Source organism: Roseibium salinum, from assembly GCF_026240905.1.
Lineage (GTDB): Bacteria > Pseudomonadota > Alphaproteobacteria > Rhizobiales > Stappiaceae > Roseibium > Roseibium salinum.
This window is the reverse complement of the sequence record NZ_JAPEVI010000003.1, coordinates 3,253,918-3,274,109: the sequence shown is the minus strand read 5'-3', so window position 1 is coordinate 3,274,109 and position 20,192 is coordinate 3,253,918. Positions and strand designations below refer to the sequence as shown.

At 62.5% G+C, this 20,192-nt stretch carries 18 protein-coding genes; 6 read left to right on the top strand and 12 right to left on the bottom strand.

All coding sequences use genetic code 11. The features are described 5' to 3' along the window. Positions 1 to 25: 25 nt before the first annotated feature. Positions 26 to 535 (bottom strand): MmcB family DNA repair protein, encoded by a 510-nt coding sequence (locus ON753_RS19690; RefSeq protein WP_265964679.1) that lies wholly within the window; start codon positions 533 to 535, stop codon positions 26 to 28. A 163-nt stretch (positions 536 to 698) separates the two neighbouring features. Here ON753_RS19690 and ON753_RS19685 point away from each other — a divergent pair, with 163 nt between their 5' ends. Then, on the top strand, positions 699 to 1,157 hold the full coding sequence (locus ON753_RS19685; protein WP_265964676.1) for a hypothetical protein: 459 nt from the start codon (positions 699 to 701) through the stop codon (positions 1,155 to 1,157). Positions 1,158 to 1,208: 51 nt separating this feature from the next. Here ON753_RS19685 and ON753_RS19680 read toward each other — a convergent pair whose 3' ends face one another. The 7 genes from ON753_RS19680 to ON753_RS19650 all read right to left on the bottom strand — a co-directional run bounded on the left by ON753_RS19680 (position 1,209) and on the right by ON753_RS19650 (position 9,524). Next, positions 1,209 to 1,625, bottom strand: a complete 417-nt coding sequence (locus tag ON753_RS19680) for a VOC family protein (RefSeq protein WP_265964674.1) — start codon at positions 1,623 to 1,625, stop codon at positions 1,209 to 1,211. A 98-nt stretch (positions 1,626 to 1,723) separates the two neighbouring features. Continuing rightward, the gene (locus tag ON753_RS19675; RefSeq protein WP_265964672.1) at positions 1,724 to 3,508 is read right to left on the bottom strand and encodes a SulP family inorganic anion transporter; all 1,785 of its coding nucleotides are present in this window, start codon (positions 3,506 to 3,508) and stop codon (positions 1,724 to 1,726) included. Between the two features lie 80 nt (positions 3,509 to 3,588). Further along, positions 3,589 to 5,286 carry a bifunctional protein tyrosine phosphatase family protein/NAD(P)/FAD-dependent oxidoreductase gene (locus ON753_RS19670; RefSeq protein WP_265964669.1) on the bottom strand — a complete coding sequence of 566 codons (1,698 nt, stop codon included), beginning with the start codon at positions 5,284 to 5,286 and terminating at the stop codon, positions 3,589 to 3,591. An 82-nt stretch (positions 5,287 to 5,368) separates the two neighbouring features. Next, entirely contained in the window at positions 5,369 to 6,274 is a 906-nt protein-coding gene (locus ON753_RS19665) for an MBL fold metallo-hydrolase (RefSeq protein WP_265964667.1), read from the bottom strand. A gap of 21 nt (positions 6,275 to 6,295) precedes the next feature. Then, entirely contained in the window at positions 6,296 to 6,733 is a 438-nt protein-coding gene (locus ON753_RS19660; protein WP_265964665.1) for a DUF6691 family protein, read from the bottom strand. Positions 6,734 to 6,737: 4 nt separating this feature from the next. After that, entirely contained in the window at positions 6,738 to 7,166 is a 429-nt protein-coding gene (locus tag ON753_RS19655) for a YeeE/YedE family protein (RefSeq protein ID WP_265964662.1), read from the bottom strand. A 294-nt stretch (positions 7,167 to 7,460) separates the two neighbouring features. After that, the gene (locus ON753_RS19650; protein ID WP_265964660.1) at positions 7,461 to 9,524 is read right to left on the bottom strand and encodes a bifunctional DedA family/phosphatase PAP2 family protein; all 2,064 of its coding nucleotides are present in this window, start codon (positions 9,522 to 9,524) and stop codon (positions 7,461 to 7,463) included. A gap of 262 nt (positions 9,525 to 9,786) precedes the next feature. Between ON753_RS19650 and pap the strand changes: the two genes are divergently transcribed. Then, positions 9,787 to 11,253, top strand: a complete 1,467-nt coding sequence (pap, locus tag ON753_RS19645) for a polyphosphate:AMP phosphotransferase (protein ID WP_265964659.1) — start codon at positions 9,787 to 9,789, stop codon at positions 11,251 to 11,253. An 18-nt stretch (positions 11,254 to 11,271) separates the two neighbouring features. On the opposite strand, the gene ON753_RS19640 is transcribed toward pap, so the two are convergent. Beyond that, a complete protein-coding gene (locus tag ON753_RS19640; RefSeq protein ID WP_265964656.1) occupies positions 11,272 to 12,450 on the bottom strand; it encodes a pyridoxal-phosphate-dependent aminotransferase family protein in 1,179 nt (392 codons plus the stop codon). A 440-nt stretch (positions 12,451 to 12,890) separates the two neighbouring features. Between ON753_RS19640 and ON753_RS19635 the strand changes: the two genes are divergently transcribed. After that, positions 12,891 to 13,922, top strand: coding sequence for an N-formylglutamate amidohydrolase (locus tag ON753_RS19635; RefSeq protein ID WP_265964654.1), 1,032 nt, complete (start codon positions 12,891 to 12,893; stop codon positions 13,920 to 13,922). 109 nt (positions 13,923 to 14,031) lie between these two features. On the opposite strand, the gene ON753_RS19630 is transcribed toward ON753_RS19635, so the two are convergent. Then, a complete protein-coding gene (locus ON753_RS19630; RefSeq protein ID WP_265964651.1) occupies positions 14,032 to 15,213 on the bottom strand; it encodes an NAD(P)/FAD-dependent oxidoreductase in 1,182 nt (393 codons plus the stop codon). A 74-nt stretch (positions 15,214 to 15,287) separates the two neighbouring features. Next, positions 15,288 to 16,505: an acyl-CoA dehydrogenase gene (locus ON753_RS19625; protein WP_265964649.1), complete on the bottom strand. Its 1,218-nt coding sequence runs from the start codon at positions 16,503 to 16,505 to the stop codon at positions 15,288 to 15,290. A 151-nt stretch (positions 16,506 to 16,656) separates the two neighbouring features. On the opposite strand from ON753_RS19625, the gene gcvA reads away from it, so the two are divergent. The 3 genes from gcvA to ON753_RS19610 all read left to right on the top strand — a co-directional run bounded on the left by gcvA (position 16,657) and on the right by ON753_RS19610 (position 19,327). Then, the gene (gene gcvA, locus ON753_RS19620; protein WP_265964648.1) at positions 16,657 to 17,580 is read left to right on the top strand and encodes a transcriptional regulator GcvA; all 924 of its coding nucleotides are present in this window, start codon (positions 16,657 to 16,659) and stop codon (positions 17,578 to 17,580) included. Positions 17,581 to 17,608: 28 nt separating this feature from the next. Beyond that, positions 17,609 to 18,517, top strand: coding sequence for a lipid kinase YegS (gene yegS, locus ON753_RS19615; RefSeq protein WP_418068001.1), 909 nt, complete (start codon positions 17,609 to 17,611; stop codon positions 18,515 to 18,517). A 75-nt stretch (positions 18,518 to 18,592) separates the two neighbouring features. Further along, a complete protein-coding gene (locus ON753_RS19610; RefSeq protein WP_265964643.1) occupies positions 18,593 to 19,327 on the top strand; it encodes a hypothetical protein in 735 nt (244 codons plus the stop codon). A gap of 43 nt (positions 19,328 to 19,370) precedes the next feature. On the opposite strand, the gene ON753_RS19605 is transcribed toward ON753_RS19610, so the two are convergent. Next, entirely contained in the window at positions 19,371 to 20,117 is a 747-nt protein-coding gene (locus ON753_RS19605; protein ID WP_265964642.1) for a hypothetical protein, read from the bottom strand. Positions 20,118 to 20,192 lie beyond the last annotated feature (75 nt).

Below are 20,192 nucleotides of genomic sequence, written 5' to 3'. Positions count from 1 at the left end.
GGCCCTTTTACGAAGCGCTTTTCGATCATAGCCGGTCGAAGAACCGCAATCCGTCCGGATCGGACAGATCGTGCAGCCGGTTCGCGGCGTTTCTGGCAAAGCGCAACGTCACCGCCTTGCGGGTTGCCGCGGCAAGCTTGTGTTCGGGTGCTTCGCGCAGGATTTCGGCGCCGAAGCCGTCGGACAGGATGAGCCCCGCCTCTTCAGGGAAAATCTCGACCGGCACGTCCGGATGCGTGGCGAAATAGAAGCGGTCGCAATGCAGGCGGTAATCCGGCCACTTGGTGTCGGCCCTGAAATCGGCAATCGATGATTTCACCTCCACGATCAGCAGCTCGTGTCTCGGCCCGAGCGCCAGCAGGTCGGCGCGGCGGTTGGAGGCAAGGGTCACTTCCGGCAGGCAGGCGTAATCGAACTGGCGCAGCAAACGCGCCGCGCCGCGCCACACCTTGAGCGCGGTCTCCGATTGCCGTCCGTCCGTCAACGGATCGTCCAGCAGAATGCGGCCCGACGCTTGCTGAAAGTCGCTCGTCATCCTGGAATTTGTTCCACATTTGTTCGCGTTTTTCAAGACATCCGAGGCAGAAGTTGACCTTTGGCTGAAAATTGCGTGTTCTATGCCCGGCTCCAGGTGCTCTGGTAGCGCCTGGCCGTATCGACCTGGAGGGGCGAGGTTGAAACTTCTTGGATGCTGCATAATGCTTGCCGCGCTGCTTGCGGCTGCGGGTGGATCCGCGAGCGCCGGCAAGGGAGACCTGAAGGCTAATGTGCCCAGGTCCGCTCCCCTTCTGGAGGGCAAAGCGCTTGATCTGAGATTTGCCAAATTCGCCCAAGGGATCTGGGTCTCCGACCTGGATCATTGCCCGGGACCACGGATAGACCAGAGCCCCTCCGGCACGACGGTTGCCATTTATCGCGGCCTTCTGGAAACGCCGGACAAGATCTGTCAGGTCTACGGCGCCGAGAAGGACGCCGGCCGGACCCAGCGTGCCGCGATCAACTGCCTGCTGGACAGCGGCAACGAGGCGATCGAGCTGGTGACGGTGCGGCCCAGGGGGACGAATGTGCTCATGGTGCAGGAAGGCGAAAAGCCGCCGGCCGAGTTCCGCTTCTGCAAGCAGATCACCCCGATCCTGCAATCGGCTGTCGGCAAGTAGCCGGCCGCCCGCGAACAACCTTGCTGCTGCTCGCGGCAGCCGCAAGCGCCCTCAGCCGTGGCTGTCCGGCATGCCTGTCGGATCCATCCAGGCGATTTCGAAGACGTGACCGTCGGGATCTTCAATGGCCCGGTTATAGAGCCATCCCATATCCATCGTCTCGCGTATGCCGGCATTGCCGCCGGCCGCCGTGCCCGCCTCGATCACCTTGTCGACGTCCTCCCGGCTGTCATGAGACAGCGCGAGCAGCACCTGGCAGGTCTTGTGCGGGTCCGGGATGTCCCTGGAAATGAAGCCGGCAAAGAAGTCACGGGTGAGAAGCTGGAACGTGATCGTGTCGGACCAGACCATGCTGGCGGCGTTCGCATCGCTGAACTGCGGGTTCCTGACACAGCCGATGGCCTCGTAGAAGGCGGTGGATGCGGCAAGATCAGAAACGGGCAGGTTCACGAAAATCGTCTTGGCCATGGCATATCTCCTCTTGGTTGGACACAGGGCGGAAAGTCCGCCGGACCGTATGTACAACCGGGATGTGATGAAGACGTGGCCGTTCTAGGGTAAGGGCTCTAAATCTCCGGACCCGACCAGATATTCGACCGCGCCGTCTTTTTCGGCGTCCGGGATTCCGAGATGTGGGCGGTGAGCGGATCGAGCGTGCAAAGGGCATCGTACTGGCTGAGGAAAATCTCGCCGGTCAGATGCTTCAGAAAATCCGTCCCCTTCAGCCGGTCCATTACCGGGCCCTTGACCTCGGAGAGGTGGAAGGTAACGCCGGAATCCCGCAGTCGGTGATTGATCTCCTCGAGGCTCTCCAGGGCGCTGGCGTCGATCTCGTTGACGGCCGGGCACATCAGCACCACGTGCTCGATGTCGGGTTTGTCGGCGACGAGTGCGTAGACCTTGTCTTCCAGGAACCGGGAATTGGCGAAGAACAGGCTCTCGTCGACCCGCAAGGTCAGCACCCGCTCCCCGGTGATCACCTTGTGACGGTCGACGTTGCGGAAATGCTCGGTTCCCGGAACGATGCCGACAATGGCCATGTGCGGGCGGCTGTTGCGGTAGAGATAGAGCGCGATGGACAGAGACACGCCGGTCACGACGCCAGGTTCGACGCCGAAGAACAGCGTGATCAGGATCGTTGCCGCCATCGCCGCGAAGTCGCTTTTCGAATAGGCGAATGTACGTTTGATCGCGCCGAAATCCACCAGTGAGAGCACGGCCACGATAATAGTGGCGGCAAGCGTTGCCTGGGGCAGATGGGTCAGCAGCGGCGTCAGGAAAAGCGTGGCAAGGGCGATGCCGACGGCGGTGAAGGCTCCTGCGGCCGGCGTGGCCGCCCCGGCGTCGAAATTGACGACGGACCGGGCAAAGCCGCCGGTCACCGGATAGCCGCCGGAAATGGCCGAGGCGATGTTGGAGGCCCCGAGGCCGATCAGTTCCTGGTCAGGTTCGATCCTCTGGCGCTTCTTGGCGGCAAGCGTCTGGGCGACGGACACCGATTCCACGAAGCCGATAACGGAGATGAGCAGCGCCGGGCCGGCAAGCGCCAGCCAGAGTTCGCTGTCGAAGGACGGCAATTGCGGAACCGGCAGGCCGGAGGGGATGTCGCCGACAACGCGCACGCCCTTTTCGCCCAGTTGAAACACCGCCGAGGCAAGGGTGGTGACGGCAACGGCCGCCACCGGGCCGGCCTTTGTCAGGATATCGGCCAGGAAGGGTTTCACGCCAAGGCCCAGCAGCAGCTTCTTCAGGCCCTTGCGCACCCAGAACAGGAAGACGGTCGCCGAGGCTCCGATGACAAAGGTGATCCAGTTGATCTCCGTCAGATGGCTGCCGATGGACAGGAGGATCTCATAAAGCGTGTGGCCGTTCGCCTTGACGCCGAGAATGTGCTTGAGCTGGCTCGACGCGATCAGCAGGCCCGACGCGGTGATGAACCCTGAGATCACCGGGTGGCTGAGGAGATTGGCCAGGAAGCCAAGCCGGAACAGGCCCATGGCGACCAGCATGAGGCCGGAGAGGAAGGCCAGCACGATGGCCGCGCCCAGATATTCCGGCGTCCCCTGCCGGGCAAGCTCCCCGACGGCGGAAGCGGTCATCAGCGAGACGACGGCCACCGGACCGACGGCGAGCGCACGGCTCGTGCCGAAAATGGCATAGGCGACCAGCGGCAGGATCGAAGCGTAGAGACCGACTTCGGGCGGCAGCCCGGCCAGGAGGGCATAGGCCAGCGACTGCGGGATCAGCATGATCGTCACGATGACCGCCGCAACCAGGTCGTTCGTCGCCGTTTCCTTGTCGTATTTCCTGCCCCAGTCAAGGATGGGCAGATATCGCTGAAGCCAGGTCATGATCTGTGTTCGGTCTGCTTGTTGCGGGAAAAGAATGAGCCGGTTGCCCGGCTCAAGTTTGGAGGAAGCTGAAGACGAGCCTAGGCTGCGGGCGCCTTTTCCCGTGCGGCGGAAACCTTTTCCGGCTTTGCCATCCATTCCTTGCCGCGCAGCATGGCGCGCCAGTAGATCGGCGGCAGTATCCGCTCCTTCAGCAACCATGCAGTCCGCGTTGGCCTGGTCCCGTCCACCAGCCAACGCGGAAAGCTCGGCAACAGCGTTCCGCCATAGCCGAATTCCGCGAGCACGATCTTGCCGCGCTCCACCGTGAGCGGGCACGAACCGTAGCCGTCATACTGCGCCGTTGCGCTGTGGCCGTTGATGTCGGCGACAATGTTCTCGGCAACCACCGGCGCCTGCTTGCGCGCTGCTGCGGCCGTCTTGGCATTGGGCGCATTCATCACGTCCCCCAACGACCAGATGTTTTCAAAAGTCTTGTGGCGCAGCGTCGTCTGGTCGACGTCTACCCACCCGGCGGCCTCCGCCAGGGGCGAGACGCGGATGAAGTCGGGCGCCGTCTGCGGCGGCGTCACATGGAGCATATCAAAGTCCAACTCGACCTGGCGAACATCCTTTTCAGGCTCCTTCACTTCAAACACCGCTTTCCTGGCCGGCCCGTCGACCGCGATCAGGTTGTGAAAGAAATTCAGGTCGATGCTGTAGCGTTTCACATAATCCATGAGGGCGGGAACGTAGTCCTTGACGCCGAACAGCACGCCGCCTGCATTCATGAACTGGACATCGATATCGCCGAGCCTGCCGGTCTTCAGCCAGTGGTCCGCCGACAGATACATTGCCTTTTGCGGGGCTCCGGCGCATTTGATCGGCATGGGCGGCTGGGTGAACAGCGCCTTGCCGGACTGGGTTTCCTGAACCAGCTTCCAGGTATAGGGCGCCATGTCGTAACGGTAGTTCGAAGTCACGCCGTTCTTGCCGAGCGTTTCCACCAGGCCCTCGACACGGTGCCAGTCGAGCTTCAGGCCCGGGCAGACGACAAGCCGGCCGTATTTGACCACCCGGCAACCGTCCAGGATGACGGCATTGTCCTTCGGTTCGAAGGCGGCAACCGCCGACTTGATCCAGTGCACGCCCCTGGGGATGAGCGATCCCATTGTCTTGGCGGTATCGGAGGCCTCGAACACGCCGCCGCCCACCATCGTCCAGCCGGGCTGGTAGTAATGCACATCGGCCGGGTCGATGATGGCGATCTCCAGGTCCGATTTGCGTGCCAGGAGGCTGGACGCGACCGAGATGCCGGCCGCTCCGCCTCCGACGATGACAATGTCGAAGCGGGCATCTTCCACCGTCTCCGTCGGTGTGCGCCCGCCATTGGCAATCCGGCGCACGACGCCGGCCATGTCGTAGCCCGCCGCTTTGGTCTGGGACAGGATATCGGCCAGCGGCAGCGTATTTGCCTCGGAAAGCGACCAGAGCGTCGCCGAGCGCGTACCGGTCCGGCAATAGGCCAGGACGGGTCTGGGCAACTCGTCCATCAGCCTGGCGAAGGCGACGGCGTCCTCGTCTCGCACCTTGCCGGCAACGATGGGCAGATAGCGGGTTTCGAGACCGAATTTCCGGGCGGCAGCTTCGATTTCCTCAAAGGAGGGCTGGTCCGCTCCCTCGCCATCCGGGCGGTTGCAGATCACCGACCGGTATCCCTGTTGCGCCAGGTCCGCCATATCTTCGGGGCGGATCTGCGGGGAGACCGAGATTTGTGTGTTGATCGCCTTGATCGTCATGGCGGTTCCTACCGGTTGGGATCAGCCGGCATTCGGGCTGGCTCGCCCGAATGCACGGTAGCTGATCGCATTCTTGTTTGAATCAGAGGCCGTTGACCGGCACTTTCAGAAAGGTCTTGCCGCTTTCGTCGGAGGGCGGCAGCTTTCCGGCGCGCATGTTCACCTGTAGCGAGGGGATGATCAGCTTCGGCATGTCCAGTTGCGCATCGCGTTCGGTGCGGAACTTGACGAAATCTTCCCTGGTCTTGCCGGCGCCCACATGGATGTTGTGCTCCTTTTCGGCCCCGACCGTGGTTTCCCACTGGATGTCGCGGCCGTTCGGGCCGTAGTCGTGGCACATGAAGAGGCGCATGTCGTCCGGCAGGGCGAGCACTTTCTGGATGGAATCGTACAGCGTGCCGGCATCACCGCCGGGGAAATCGGCGCGCGCCGAACCGCCGTCTGGCATGAACAGCGTGTCGCCGACAAAAGCGGCATTGCCCATCACATGCACCATACAGGCGGGGGTGTGGCCGGGCGTATGCATGGCAAAGGCGGTCATTCCACCGATCTGATAGGTGTCGCCGTCCCGGAAAAGCCGGTCGAACTGACTGCCGTCCCGCTGGAACTCGGTGCCCTCGTTGAAGACCTTGCCGAAGGTTTCCTGGACGACGGTGATGTTCTCGCCGATACCGAGCTTGCCGCCGAGCTTCTGCTGGATATAGGGGGCCGCCGAAAGGTGGTCCGCATGAACATGCGTTTCGATCAGCCATTCCAGTTTCAGGTCGTTTTCCTGGATATAGGCTATGATCTCGTCCGCATGGTCATAGGTGATGCGGCCGGCGGCATAGTCGATATCCATGACGCTGTCGACAACGGCACAGGCACTGGAATCCGGATCCTTGACGACGTAGCTGATGGTGTTCGTCGCCGGATCAAAGAAGGCTTTGACGTCCGGCTTGAGGGTCATTTCGATCGGATAGTTGGCCGAATTGCTTGACTGGCTCATAGAATGTCTCCCTGTGTGGTTTCAGGCCTTAACCGTGGTGCCGCGCCGGCTCAGGCTCATAGCCCATCTGGCGGCGACAATGCCGGCCGCGATGGCCGCCAGTGTCAGGAGTGGGCCCGTCAGGCCGATGCCGAGCACCGGAATGAGGCCGCCCTGGCAGAAGCCGGTCAGTCCCCAGCCGATCCCGAAGACAGCGGACCCGCCGATAAGCTTCATGTCCAGCTCCCGTTTCGTGGGCAGGCTGAAAGAGGACGCCAGCACGGGACGCTCCATCCTGAAGACGAGGCGGTAGCCGATTGCCGTTACCAGAAGGGCACCGCCCATCACGAATGCGAGGCTTGGGTCCCAGGTGCCCGCGACATCGAAAAAGTTGAGAACCTTGCCCGGGTTGCCCATGCCCGAAATCAGGATACCAACTCCGAACACAAGGCCGAAGGCAAAAGAGGAAAGCAGTTTCATCCGATCAGGCTCCAAAGATATGCCGGGTTACGAAGACCGTGACGGCGGTCGTTGCCATGAAGGTGACGGTTGCGGCGATGGAACGGGCGGACAGCCGCGACATGCCGCACACGCCATGGCCGCTGGTGCAGCCGGAGCCGTAGGTGGTGCCGATGCCGGTCAGGAAGCCGCCGACGACCAGAAGGGCGGGCGAGGAAGGGATCTCGATCTCGGGCAACCGGTCGGTCAGTGCAACGATGACAAGCGGGCTTGCGACCATTCCTCCGAGAAAGGCGGCGCGCCAGGCCCAGTCACGATCGAACCGTGCGGTCAGAACACCGCTCAGGATGCCGTTGATACCGGCAATGCGTCCGTGGACGGCCATGAGCGCAACGGCGGCAACGCCAATGAGGATCCCTCCGGCGAAACTGGTCAGGGGTGTGAAGTCGGTCATGATGGCCCTCTATTACATTAGTTTCGTATATATGAATATAAGAAGAAAGTATCAACCCATTTCTGAAACGCCCGGCAGGGAGCTACAGATCCCAGGGTATGGCCCCATAAAATTGAATGCACTGGTCCGCTCCAGAGAGATCCGACGGACGCCAAAACGGCTGCGAGCAGCAGCGTCAAAGCCCTTGGCCGATGCACAAGCATCGACCTGCGAACTTTTCCTCCCTGCTCATTGCCGTTTTGACGCCAGTGCGTTCAATTTCATGGGGCCATACCCTAGAGGAATAGCGGGGTTTCAGTCACTTTGAACTGGTACCGAGCGGTCCGGTGCGTTGGTGATGTTCGTCCCCTTGGGCGCTGCCGGGCCGAAGCTTAGCACGACTTCGGTCCCGTCTGCGCGTTCACGGGTGACGGCACCGGAAAGCAGCAGGGCCGGATTGTCGGCCGGGTCGGGCTTTTCGATATTCGTCCTCGGACCGGAGAATTCGCCCATCGGCCGCAGGATGTCTTCGTGAACCACACTGCCGAGATAAAGCGCATGCAGTTGTCCGTCTTTCAGGATCTCGTAGCGGCTCGGCCACAGGCGCAGCACCCATCGTCCGCTCTTGGTCTCGCCCGCATCGTTGCGGATGAGAACCTGCACGGGCTGGCGTCCGTTCTGGGTTCGCGGCAGGATCGGCAGGGAGTCCGGCGGCGTCTCTCCTTCGACAAACCCGCTCGCCGTTGTGAGGGACCATTTCGGCGGCGGTTGCCAGCCGGCGCGCCCGGCCGTTTCGGCGAAGCGGTCCAGATCGCCGAAATACTGGATCACCAGCGGTTCTTCCGTGCCGCCGTCCAGTTCGATCCTGCGCTCGGGGACGAGCCGCCAGTGATCTTCCAGCCAGCCGGAAAGGGTCATGACTTCCTTGTTCGTGCGCGGCTCATACGTGACGAGGGCGGTTTGGTAGTTCTGTGAAAGATGCCAGCCGCCAAAGGCGGCAACTGTCAGGACCACGATTGCGGCAACCGTGGTCCGGCCGATCTTCTCGTTGTGAATCGGGCCGAACACGAAGGCGAAGGCGGAAACCATCGCCATGCCGAAAAGCAGGCCGGCCAGGACGTCGGACATCCAGTGCGCACCGAGATAGACCCGGGAAAAGCCGATGGTGATCACCAGGGTTGCCGTCACGGTGAATATGGCCGCCTTGGCCCAACGGCTGAGATCGTGCGCCACGAGCACGGCGCAAATGCCGAACAGGACCGCGTTGAGCGTGGCATGGCCACTGGGAAGGCTGTAGGCGTCGGCGCCGGTATAGAGCTCCATCGGACGCGAGCGGTGCAGCATCAGCTTGAGCAGCGGCACGAACAGGGCGGTGCCCGCCATGGCGATGACGAAGCCGGTGCCCCGCCGCCAGGCCTTTCGCAAGAACAGGTAGGCGGCAACGGCCCCCGTTGCGAAGGTGACGACAATTCCGTCGCCGAGCGTGGTCATGAAGACCATGATCCGGTCGCCGCCGGGTGTGCGCAGGCTGTCGAACAGGTTCCGGATCGCAATGTCGGCCCGCACCATGGGCTCGCCCGGCGCGACTTCGCCGATCACCCAGAAAAAGGTCGGCATGGTGACCAGCAGCAGCAGCGCCGAGGCAAGCATGCCGACGGAACGCGGATGGGCCGGATCGAAATTGCGCGCGATCCATCGGGAGACCGGATCCCGGCGCCGCGCGAACCAGTTGATGATCACCTGGTGCGCATTCGGAAACAGCGGCAGGATGATGATGATCAGCCAGCGGCCCAGCATCACGGCCAGAAAGATGATCAGCAGCAGTGCCCCGAGGACAAGCGCCAGGCGCGTGCTGATCTGGCCGATCGCGTCGAGGGCGGAGCCGGCAATGATGCCCGGCGCGATATGGGCCACCGTCCAGGCAAAGGCGGAGGTGACGTTGACGACGGTAAAGCGGGCAAAGTTCATTCCCGCCATGCCGGCAATTCCCGGTACGACGGATTTGACCCCGGGAACGAAACGGCCGATGAAGACGCTCTTGCCGCCGTGCCGCCTGAAGAACGCCTCGCCGCTTTCGATGATGTGGACATATTTGGCAAGCGGCCACATGCTCTTGATCTTGTCCTTGAACACATAGCCGATCCAATAGGAAACGGCATCGCCCACCGTGGCGCCGAGCGTCGTCCAGATGAACAGCGGCACCGGGTCGAGCTTGCCGAGGCCGATCAGCGTTCCCGCGCCGACAAGGACGACGGTCGTCGGGACAAACAACCCGATGATGAACAATGCCTCGCCCATGGCGGCGAGAAAACAGATCAGACCTGCCAGCGAAGGATTTTCCGCGATAAAGGTCAGTACGGGATCAATGAATTCGGTCACGGACGTCGGTCGGGTTGACTGTCAAAAGCATTTAAAGGTCAAATTCCGGACGGCCGCGCCGCCTCTGGCTCAGGACCCATCAGCAGGATTTGAAACGCTTCCGGATCCTGAATCTGGATACCGTTTCATATAGGCGCGCATTCGCTGATCCGATAGCGAAAAAATCGGTTTCTTCAATATCGCCTTCACGCACAACGGAACGTGGTTTTTTCGCCCCGGCTGCTGCAAGATGCATTGAGCGCATCGACTCATGGAGGTCCCGATGTTCGAATCCGCCCTTCTGCCGCAGAAAATGGACAAGAAGACCTTCAAGGAACTGGAGCCGAAACTGCGGGAGGCCCTGCTTGGCGCCCAGTTGCCGGTGATCGAGAACCAGCCTTTTTCGACACTGCTGCTGGTGGACGGACTGGACGGCGCCGGCAAGGGTGAGGCGGTTGCGCGGCTCTATGGCTGGATGGATGCGCGCCATCTCATCTGCAATGCCTATGGCGAGCCGATGGACGAGGCGCGCTTGCGCCCGCCGCTCTGGCGCTACTGGCGGGACCTGCCCGCCAGGGGCGATACCGCGATCGTCTTCGGCAGCTGGTACCAGAGCGTCCTCAGGGACTGGATTTTCGACAGGATCGACGAAGATGCCTTCGAAAAGGCGCTCGCCCGTATCCTCCGGTTTGAGGAAATGCTTGCCAACGAAGATGTGCTGATCCTGAAATTCTGGTTCGTCCTGCCAAGGCAAGCGCAGGAAGAACGGCTGAAGGAGATCGAGACGAAAAACGCGGCCCGCCATGTGCTGGCCGACTGGGCGGCGCTGAAAAACCACGAGAAGGCCAGCGAAGCCGGAGAACGGCTCATCCAGGAGACCAGCAAGGGCTATGCGCCCTGGTTCGTCATTCCCTCGGAGGATCCCGAATACCGCGACGCCGCGCTTGCCGAGGCGGTGGCCGGCGCCATGAAGCGGAAGCTGGAAGACGGCAAACCGCGCACGCTGGCCGCACCGCCGGTTATCGGCGGCGTGAAGCGCCAGACGGCGGTGGATACGATCGATCTGAGCGCCAGGCTGGAAAAGAACGACTATGAGGAGCTGAAGGACAAGTATCAGAAAAAGCTCTCGGACCTTTCCGACCTGAAATCCATGTCGAAAACCGGCGTGGTGCTGGTGTTCCAGGGAAACGACGCGGCAGGCAAGGGCGGGGCGATCCGACGGGTGATCCAGCCTCTCGACCCGCGCATCTACAAGGTCTATCCGATTTCGGCGCCGAGCGACGAAGAAAAGGCGCGGCCCTATCTGTGGCGCTTCTGGCGCCGCGTTCCGCCAAGGGGACATTTCGCGTTTTTCGACCGGTCCTGGTACGAGCGGGTGCTGGTCGAGCGGGTCGAAGGCTTTGCCGGTCATGAAGACTGGTTGAGGGCCTATAACGAAATCAACGAGTTCGAGCAGGAGCTGACCGATTTCGGCTTCATCGTCTGCAAGTTCTGGCTGGCGATTTCCGAAAAGGAGCAATTGCGCCGCTTCAAGGCGCGTGAGGACACCAGCTACAAGCAGCACAAGATCACCGACGATGACTGGCGCAATCGCCTGAAATGGGACCAGTACGCGGTTGCGGCCGGCGACATGATCGACCGCACGTCCACCCCTCATGCGCCCTGGACGCCGGTTTCCTCCGAAAACAAGCGCCATGCGCGCATCGAGGTGCTGAAGACGATCTGCGCGCGCCTGGAGGAGAAGCTTTGACGGCCGGTCGGCCGTCCCTCAAAGGGCTTCGGCGAGATAGTCCATGGCTGCCTGGACGCCGCCTTTGCCATGGCGAATGTTCAACCTGGCAAGCCCGAGCTCTATGGCCGAGAGCGTTCCCAGCAGCATGACCGCATTGACGTGGCCCATATGGGCGATGCGGATGCCCTTACCGGAAAGCGCACCGATCGTTCCGCCGACGGTTACGCCGCAGACCTCCCTGGTGAACGCCCGCAAGGCGGCGGCATCTCCCTCGCTGAACCGCATCACGCTTACGCTGTCGGCACGGGCCGCCGGGTCGGTGATGTTGAATTGAACCGCACCGCCCTTGGACCATTCGGCAATGGCGCGCCGCGTTGCCTCACCGAGCAGCGCATGCCGGCGCCAGACATTCTCAAGGCCTTCCTCGAACAGCAGTTCCAGCGCCTTGCGAAAGGCGAACAGGAGATGCTCCGGCGGCGTGCCGCAATACTTCTGGTAATGCTCCGCGCCCTGCCGGAATGTCCAGTCGGTGTAGTTGGTCCTGAGATCAGCCGTTTCGTGGGCCTTGTCGGCTTTCGGGCCCGCGGCCACAAAGGAAAGGCCGGGCGGACACATCAGGCCCTTTTGCGATCCCGTCAGGGCGACGTCGACGCCCCAGGCGTCCATTTCAAACGGCACGCAGCCGAGAGATGCAATCGTGTCGACCATGAACAGGGCCGGGTGATTGGCCGCATCGATGGCCTTTCTCAACGCGGCGACGTCGTTCCAGACGCCGGAAGCCGTGTCGACCTGGACGACCAGGATCGCGGCGATCTCATGTGCCGCGTCCTGCCGGAGCCGCTCTTCCAGCCGATCAGGTTCGACGCCCTTCTCCCAGTTCCCGGGCAGGACTTCGACGTCCAGCCCGGTGACGCTGGCCGCTTCCCCCCAGCCGATCGCGAAGCGGCCGGACTCCAGGACAAGGATCCGGTCGCCGCGTTTCAGCGTGTTGCACAGCGCCGCATCCCAGGCGCCGTGGCCATTGGCGGCATAGATGTAGGTCTTGCCTTCCGTCCGGAACAGGCGCTTGAGGCCATCCATGCAGAATTCGGTGGTTTCTACGAGCGGGCCTTCGTAGATGTCCACCGCCGGCCGGTGCATGGCCCTGAGTACCTCGTCGGGAACGTTTGTCGGTCCCGGAATCATCAAAAACTCTTTGCCGTTGCGAAGCGACATGGCGATTTCCCTGTGATGCAGATCCAAGACTGGAAGCGGCGCGGCAATGACTGCCATGAGGAGGGTTTGTCCGGAGCATCGCCCGCACCGCAGTTTCCGTCAAGAGAGACAGGCGGGGCGGCCGCTGTTGTGAGGCTCAAGTGATGACGTGCATCCGGACCGGCGGCCGAGCGGCATTGCAGCCCGGCAGCTCGTTCGCCATCCTTGATTGTGCGGCGCGGAGGCGGTAGCCTAAGAATGTGAATCGGGGTCCGGATTTCTTGCGAGGGTCTCGAAACGAACACCGGCCGGTAACGCATTGAATTGTCGAGGGGAACTGGTTCACACCGGCCCTGCGATCGCGGTTGGTGTCTCGAGACTGTCAAGAAAAATTCTTGTTTCCGTTACGTGAATTCTTCAAGCTGGGAATCCGGACGGCCGTATCGTTTAGGCATTGCAGCATGATCCTGATTGACGAAGGACAAAGCCCGCTTGTTCTGTGCCTGCCTCACAGCGGCACCGATGTGCCGAAGGCTGTCTACAATCGGCTCAACGCGACGGGCAAGCTGCAGGCCGATCTGGCTTGGCGCCTGGAGCGCGTCTTCGACTTTCACAAGGAGCTGGACGCGACGGTTCTGCGCTCCAACGTTTCCCGCTTCGTCATCGACCTGGACCGGGACCCGAAAACCCCGGTGAGTGCGGCCATGGATCCCGCGCGTGCTCTGTGCCCGGCGACGACCCTGGACGGCAAGCGTGTCTACCAGGAGGGCGAGGAGCCGGGTCCGACCGAGGCGGAGCAGCGTTTCCTGTTGTTTTACGCACCCTTTCACAAGGCGCTGCACCAGCAGATCGACCGGCTGCTCCGCAAGCACCGCAAGGTGATCCTCGTCAACTGCCAGTCCATGCGCTCGCATATCAAGGGCGTGACGGATGAGGATCTGCCGCTGGTCAATATCGGCAGCGAGGAGGGCAGGTCCTGCGATCCGGATCTGCGCAACGTGCTCGTCGGTTCCTTCAGGGGACAGGAAGGCTATACGGTCAGTGTGGACCGATACACCAAGGGCGGCTTCATCACCCACAGCTTCGCGCGCCCGGCCCTCGGCGTCCACGCCGTAACGCTGCTGCTGGCGCAGCGCGCCTATCTGAGGCACGAATCGCCGCCCTTCGAACCCGACAAGAGCCGGATGGCCGCGCTGAAGGCGGTGCTGCTGGACTCCCTGTCGAGGCTCGTCGACTGGACCGGCGTTTCGGAATCGGCCAATGGCCGGGGCGAGGCCGCCGCGCCGGACGGCCAGCCCGGGACCGGTGAGGACACCGAAACGGCAGAGGCAGCCCTGACGGCAACAGGCGGGGAAGACGAAGAGGCCTCGACGCCCGCTGAAGAAGAGGTGGAACCGGCCGAAACCGGTGCCCCGCATTTGCCGAAAGACCCCGACTCTGCGTCCGATGACACAGACGAGGAGCCGGCCAGGCCGCTTCTCGTCGCCGAATAGGCCGGCGGGCAAACGGCTTCCGCGATTTTCAGAACATCAGCCTGGCGCCGGTTCCGACCGGAGCCGATGACACCGGAGATCGCCGCGCATCAGTCCTGTCGACGCGCGCTCACACCACGTTTCTTTCGACGATCGGCTTGTTCGCCGCCAGCCTTTCGATCGACAGGGGCGACAGGTCAAGCGACTGATAGGCTCCGGTTGCAATGAGTTCCGCCAGTCCCCGGCCGACGGCCGGCGCCTGCTGCAGCCCGTGGCCGGAAAAGCCCAGGGCCAGGAAGAACCCGTCAAGACCGGGAACGGCCCCGATGAAGGCGTTGTGGTCGAAGAGGTTCATGTCGTAAGTGCCGGCCCAGGCGGCTCCGGGTTTGATGGCCTCAAAGGCCGGAACCCTGGCGGCCAGCACCGGCCAGATATACTCTTCGAAGAGCGCGTGGTCGACGTCGAAATCCGAGCAGTCCGGATCCCGGTCGGCCGGCGGGGCAGACCCGCAGATATAGCCGGTGCCTTCCGGGCGCACATAGGTTCCGCTCGGGTCGATCAGGAGCGGAAATTTTTCCAGCTTCTCGCGGCATTCGAAGGTGAACACGCAGCGTTTGCGGGGAACGATCGGAACGTCCAGTCCCGCCTGGCGGCAGATTTCCGTTCCGCCGGCCGCCCCCGCGCAATTGACCACCACCGGCGCCGACAGTGTCTCGCCGCTGGAGAGGCTTATGCGCCATGCGCCCGTCCCGTCCGGCTCCACTTCCGCCCTCGCCGCCAGATAATCGACACCCAAGGCGCGTGCCTTCCTGCGGAACGCCTGCATCAGGCCGTAACCGTCGAACCAGCCTTCCCCGCTGAGCCCGTGGCAGCCGGCGGCAAGATCGGACACCTCCAGCCACGGGAATTTCGCCTTGAGGCCCGCCGGGTCATAAAAGCCGATATCGGCGCCGAGCTGCTGTTGAAGCGTGTGGTTCTCTTCGAGAATGCCGACCTTGTCCGGCGTCGCCAGAAACAGATAGCCGCCTTCATGCAAATCGATCGTCGGCCGCTCGCCGTTGACCTCGAGCGCGATGCCGATCTCTCTCAGAAACCGGATGCCGTAGAGCGAAATCTCGATATTGATGGCACTGGAGAATTGCTGGCGCACGGAAGCCGCCGAGCGGGCCGAGGCGCAGGTCTCGTAGGCCGGGTCGGCCTCGACGACGACGATGCGCCCGGAAAAATCCCCGCGCTGGGCGAGATGACAGGCGGTGGAAGAGCCCATGACGGCCCCGCCAATGATGACGACATCCGCAGTCCGGTCCACCATGAAGTCTCCTCCGATCAACCTGCATTCAGGTTTGTTCGCCGCAATGCAGGAAGGCTGATCGCCTCCAATGGGCTCTAGAAGAACGCCTGCAGGCCGGTCTGCGCACGGCCGAGGATCAGCGCATGAACGTCATGCGTGCCCTCGTATGTGTTGACGGTTTCCAGGTTCTGGGCGTGACGCATGACGTGGTATTCCTCCTGAATGCCGTTGCCGCCATGCATGTCGCGGGCCTGGCGGGCGATGTCCAGCGCCTTGCCGCAATTGTTGCGCTTGATCAGCGAGATCATTTCCGGGGAGACCTGGCCGGCGTCGAAGAGCCGGCCGACCCGGAGCGCGGCCTGCAGGCCCAGCGTGATTTCGGTCTGCATATCGGCCAGCTTCTTCTGGAAAAGCTGCGTCTGCGCCAGCGGCCGGCCGAACTGCTCGCGGTCGAGCCCGTATTGGCGCGCCCGGGTCCAGCAGTCTTCCGCCGCGCCCATGGACCCCCAGGAAATGCCGTACCGGGCCCGGTTGAGGCAGCCGAACGGGCCCTTGAGGCCGGAAACATTCGGCAGGAGCGCGTCTTCGCCGACTTCGACCCCGTCCATGACGACTTCGCCGGTGATGGAGGCGCGCAGGGACAGCTTGCCGCCGATCTTCGGTGCGCTGAGCCCCTTCATGCCCTTTTCGAGTACGAAGCCGCGTATGGCACCGTCATGGGCTTCCGACTTCGCCCAGATCACGAAGACATCGGCGATCGGCGAATTGGATATCCAGGTCTTGGTGCCGGTAAGTCTGTAGCCGCCGTCGACCTTGTCGGCGCGGGTGCGCATGCCGGCGGGATCGGATCCCGCATCCGGCTCCGTCAGGCCGAAGCAGCCGACGAATTCCCCGCTGGCGAGCTTGGGAAGATATTTCTGCCGCTGCTCTTCTGAGCCGTAGGCATGGATCGGATACATGACCAGGGACGATTGCACGCTCATCATGGACCGGTAGCCGGAATCGATCCGCTCGATCTCCCTTGCGACGACGCCGTAGGCCACATAGGACGCGCCGGCGCAGCCATAGTCTTCCGGCAGGGTGATGCCCAGCAGGCCGAGTTCGCCCATCTCGTTGAAGATGGAGCGGTCGGTCTTTTCCTCCCGGTAGGCTTCGATCACTCGCGGCAGGAGCTTTTCCCTGGCGTAGGCGCGGGCCGTGTCCTGGATGAGCTGCTCGTCCTCGTTGAGCTGTTCGCGCAGGCGGAACGGATCCTGCCAGTCGAAGGTACCGCCGCCCGACGGCGAGGACTTGGTCTGTGCCGGTGCATCCATGGTGTCTCTCCCGGGCCATCCGGCCCTTGATTTGCAGCCGCTTGCGGCCAGGGTCATTCTGTTTTCTCTAGTCTTGTCCCAATTTCGTTTGCGCAAAAGCGAAAGCTTCTCCATCATTCATGCCAAATTGGAATGAAGTGGAGCAATTCTCATGCGGCGCGCCTTCGTCCCGCCGGCGGATACCCTGATCGCTTTCGAATGTGCCGCCCGCCATTTGAGCTTCACCCGCGCCGCCGAGGAACTGCATCTGACCCAAGGGGCGATTTCCAAGCAGGTCCGCCAGCTGGAGGACCGGCTCGGGGTGGAACTGTTCCGGCGGGTGCGCCAGCGGATCGTGCTGACCGACGCCGGCCGCATCTATCTGCACGACATCCGCGGCGCGCTGGAGCAGATGACGGCCGCCACCCGTCAGGTGATGTCCTATGCGGGCAGCGCCGACGTCCTGAACCTGGCCGTCCTGCCGACCTTCGGCACCCGCTGGCTGGCGCCGCGGATCGCCGACTTCAGCCGCCGCTATCCCGACGCCGGGCTGAACCTGAGCGTGCGCCTGCAGCCGTTCGATTTCGAGGAAGAACCGTTTGACGGCGCGATCCATCACGGCGATCCGGTCTGGGCCGGGGCGATCGCCGAAAGACTGTTTGACGAAGAGGTCGTCCCCGTCGCCTCACGTGCCTTTCGCGACAGGCATCAGATCCGCAAACCGGCCGATCTTGCCCGCGTGCCGCGCCTGCAACTGGCGACCCGTCCGCTCGCCTGGCGGCAATGGTTCGACCTTGCCGGCGTGGAAACCGACACGGCGTTTCAGGGGGCACGATTCGAACAATTTGTGATGATATCGGAAGCGGCGATCCACCACGCGGGCGCAGCGCTCATCCCAAGGTTTTTTGTGGAAGCGGAGCTTGCCTCCGGCCGCCTGGTGCGACTGTTCGATCTGTCCCTGGATCAGCAGACAGCGTATTATTTCGTCTATCCGGAAGGCCGGACCATGCGCCCCGTCGTGGCGGCGTTCCGCCAATGGCTGATGGAAGAGGCCAGGGCCGCCCGGACAAAGCGCGAATCCATGTTGCCGGGCTGACGGTCCGGCTGCCTTTTGGGAGATGCATTTGGACACACAGCATCTGCGCCTGATCCTGAATGGCAAATCCGCCGACCGCATCGATGTGCGTGCCGCCGTCGATGCCGTCCGCTCCATGGGGCACAAGGTGTCCGTCCGGGTCACCTATGAGGCGGACGATACCGCCCGCCTTGTCAGGGAAGCCTTGCATGATCATGAAAGCGACCGGATCGACACGCTGGTCAGCGGCGGCGGCGACGGCACCTTGCAGGAAATCGTCGATGCGGCGCTGCACGAAATTCCCAGCGGCGAGAAACCGCCCTTTGCCTTTGCGGTGCTGCCGCTCGGCACCGCAAACGACTTCGCCTCTCATATCCAGCTGGACCCCGCAGACATTCCCTCCTGCCTGCGCTTTGCCGCCCGCGCCCAACCCAAGCCGACAGACCTGGGGGACGTCAATGGCCGTATTTTCGTCAACATGGCGACCGGCGGCTTCGGAGCGCAGGTGACCGCGCAGACCGACCCCAACCTCAAGCGTATCCTCGGTGGAGCAGCCTATCTTTTTACCGGCCTGCAGCACTTCTCGGAACTGGTGGCGTGCGAGGGCCGGATCGAGTCGGAGGGCTTCGCCTGGGAAGGGGCGTTCCTGGCGCTGGCCATCGGCAACGGCCGCCGCGCCGGCGGCGGTATCAATCTCTGTCCCCGCGCCAAACTGGATGACGGTTTCCTCGACCTGACAATCCTGCCCTTTCCGAGCTCGGGAAGGGCGATCGATCTTCTGGCAACCCTGCTCGACAGCGGCGTCGACGGCGTCAACAACGGCCTTATCCAGACAAAGGCCCGGAACATCTCCATCGAGACCCGCGAACCCGTCCAGTTCAATCTGGACGGCGAGCCGATGAATGGACAGTCCTGGCGGATTGGGATAAGGCACCACCAGATTCAATTCAGGCGGTGACGTGCAGCATAACACACCTTTGCCGGTGGCCGCCGAAGAGTGCGCCCGACGCGTGCGCCGGACGAGTGCGAGAGAATGGACGAATACCAGATCAAGAACTTTCTGAAATTCGCACCGGCCCGTCTGGGTCTTGGCCCGAAGAAGCACTTGTTCGTTCACATCCCCAAGAACGGCGGCATGGCCCTGCGCGACGCACCGGGGCTTCAGGGGAAACTGGTGCTTGCCAACCGGCGCAGGCTGAAGAGCAGGGCCTATGCCGACGGATTGATGAATTACATGCGCTCAAGAGGCCTGCATCCGGGTTACGAACATGCCCGCCTGCGCGACATTGACCGCTCGGTACGTGCCGGCACCGTGCCTTTCGCGGTGGTCCGCAATCCCTGGGCAAGAACCTTTTCCAGGTTCAAGTTCTACCTGCAGACCAGCGGTGATCACGAGGCGGCGTTCGATCTCACCCTGAAGGGCTTCGAAGAGTTTCTCGAAACCCGCCATGAATGGGGCCGCAAGGACTATTTCTGGCACCGCGCCTCCCTGGGCTGGTACCCGCAGGTCGATTATGTGATCGACGAGGCGGGCAAGGTCGCGGTCAACATCCTGCGGCAGGAGCGGCTCGGGCAGGAACTCGCTGCCTACCTTGGGGCGGAAGATACCCTTGAAAGAAAGAATATCTCTCGGCATTCCGGCGTAGGGTTCAAGGAGTTTTACAGCGACCGCAATATCGAGATCGTGGCCGACTGGTACAAATCCGACGTGGAAGCTTTCGGCTTCGACTTTGATACCGAAGCAACGAGAAACGTCTATTTCAGCTGATCAGCCGGATGGTTGCGCCATGGCGCATCGGCCCGGACGGCGGCTACGGCTCTGACCGGCTCCAGACGCTGTTGCCATCGACCACCGCCTTGACGATGCCGAGATCGTCCCTGTGCTGGCGGCCGATATCGACGGCGACATGTTCGCGGCGGGCGCCGATGAAGTGGTTCCTGAAACCGGCGGTGAAGTCGTTCAGTGCCGGATTGAGATAGTTGAGCTGTTTCTCCGGATCGAGCTTGTCGTCCATCAGCTCTGAACAGCGCGCCGCGAAATCGCTGCGGATGAAACTCGGGCTTGTCGTGAAGATCGGCCGCTTCCTGTTGAGGCTTTTTCCGAAGTCCCTGCCGAGAATCTTAAGGCGGCTGGGTTCATAATGATAGGGGGATCTGTATCCCCAGTTCTTCTCTTTCGTCATCAGGCTCACCTGCCTGACGTTTGTCTTCATCGACTGACGGAACTCTTCCGCACGGACCTCGCGGTTCAAGATCCAGTCGTCCTCGAGATGAAAGCACCATTCCGCCCTCGGCTGGCGCCAAAGCCACCGGACGGCCTTGGTGAAATGAGGCGTTTCCGGTTTCCGCGCCACGACATTGGGAAAGTGATCCCTGCAGATCGTCTCGCAGGCGGAAACCTCCTCCGGTCCGCCTTCGAAGGGATCGATGTTGACATAGAGCGTCCCGACTTCGAAATTCCTGAAAAGACCGGCCGAAAAACTCTCGAGAGTTTTGCCGAGCAGGGCCGGCCGGGCCCCGGAAACAAGCAGGACGTCTATTGTCGGGGAGGTCGTCATAAAGGCTTTCGCGGGCGGTTAGTGGGATTATCGTTCCGGCAAGGCGAGACCCGCCGTTTATGCCAAGACAATGGC

Bases quoted from the DNA above. Each gene is read 5' to 3' on its own strand.
- ON753_RS19675 (WP_265964672.1), bottom strand. From the start codon at position 3,508: ATGACCTGGCTTCAGCGATATCTGCCCATCCTTGACTGGGGCAGGAAA.
- ON753_RS19680 (WP_265964674.1), bottom strand. From the start codon at position 1,625: ATGGCCAAGACGATTTTCGTGAACCTGCCCGTTTCTGATCTTGCCGCA.
- ON753_RS19665 (WP_265964667.1), bottom strand. From the start codon at position 6,274: ATGAGCCAGTCAAGCAATTCGGCCAACTATCCGATCGAAATGACCCTC.
- ON753_RS19630 (WP_265964651.1), bottom strand. From the start codon at position 15,213: ATGGTGGACCGGACTGCGGATGTCGTCATCATTGGCGGGGCCGTCATG.
- ON753_RS19635 (WP_265964654.1), top strand. From the start codon at position 12,891: ATGATCCTGATTGACGAAGGACAAAGCCCGCTTGTTCTGTGCCTGCCT.
- ON753_RS19690 (WP_265964679.1), bottom strand. From the start codon at position 535: ATGACGAGCGACTTTCAGCAAGCGTCGGGCCGCATTCTGCTGGACGAT.
- ON753_RS19670 (WP_265964669.1), bottom strand. From the start codon at position 5,286: ATGACGATCAAGGCGATCAACACACAAATCTCGGTCTCCCCGCAGATC.
- ON753_RS19685 (WP_265964676.1), top strand. From the start codon at position 699: ATGCTTGCCGCGCTGCTTGCGGCTGCGGGTGGATCCGCGAGCGCCGGC.
- ON753_RS19640 (WP_265964656.1), bottom strand. From the start codon at position 12,450: ATGTCGCTTCGCAACGGCAAAGAGTTTTTGATGATTCCGGGACCGACA.
- ON753_RS19605 (WP_265964642.1), bottom strand. From the start codon at position 20,117: ATGACGACCTCCCCGACAATAGACGTCCTGCTTGTTTCCGGGGCCCGG.
- ON753_RS19625 (WP_265964649.1), bottom strand. From the start codon at position 16,505: ATGGATGCACCGGCACAGACCAAGTCCTCGCCGTCGGGCGGCGGTACC.
- ON753_RS19655 (WP_265964662.1), bottom strand. From the start codon at position 7,166: ATGACCGACTTCACACCCCTGACCAGTTTCGCCGGAGGGATCCTCATT.
- gcvA (WP_265964648.1), top strand. From the start codon at position 16,657: ATGCGGCGCGCCTTCGTCCCGCCGGCGGATACCCTGATCGCTTTCGAA.
- pap (WP_265964659.1), top strand. From the start codon at position 9,787: ATGTTCGAATCCGCCCTTCTGCCGCAGAAAATGGACAAGAAGACCTTC.
- ON753_RS19610 (WP_265964643.1), top strand. From the start codon at position 18,593: ATGGACGAATACCAGATCAAGAACTTTCTGAAATTCGCACCGGCCCGT.
- ON753_RS19660 (WP_265964665.1), bottom strand. From the start codon at position 6,733: ATGAAACTGCTTTCCTCTTTTGCCTTCGGCCTTGTGTTCGGAGTTGGT.